General features: G+C 60.4%; 1 protein-coding gene. It reads left to right on the forward strand.

What is annotated here, in order from left to right:
* Nucleotides 1-13: 13 nt before the first annotated feature.
* The coding region (locus tag NRB16_RS28875; RefSeq protein ID WP_257107563.1) for a paraquat-inducible protein A at nt 14-240 on the forward strand (227 nt) is incomplete at its 3' end.

The following is a 240-nucleotide window of genomic DNA, read 5'->3' on the forward strand; positions in this document are numbered from 1 at the left end:
ACCTCTCTCGGATCTGATCACCTGCGAGCACTGCGACTCGCTGTATGAAGCCACGCCCCTGAAGGCTGGCGAATCGGCGCATTGCCTGCGCTGCAAGGCGCTGCTGGGCCGAGGCCATCGCCTGACCATCGAGCAGTTGCTGGCCCTGACCATCGCTGCAGCCCTGCTGTTCATATTCGCCAACTTCTTTCCGGTGATCAGCATCAGCATGAAGGGCCTGACCAATGAAGTGACCCTCTG

Origin of the sequence: Pseudomonas sp. LJDD11 (assembly GCF_024584215.1) — a bacterium.
In the GTDB taxonomy this organism is placed as follows: Bacteria; Pseudomonadota; Gammaproteobacteria; order Pseudomonadales; family Pseudomonadaceae; genus Aquipseudomonas.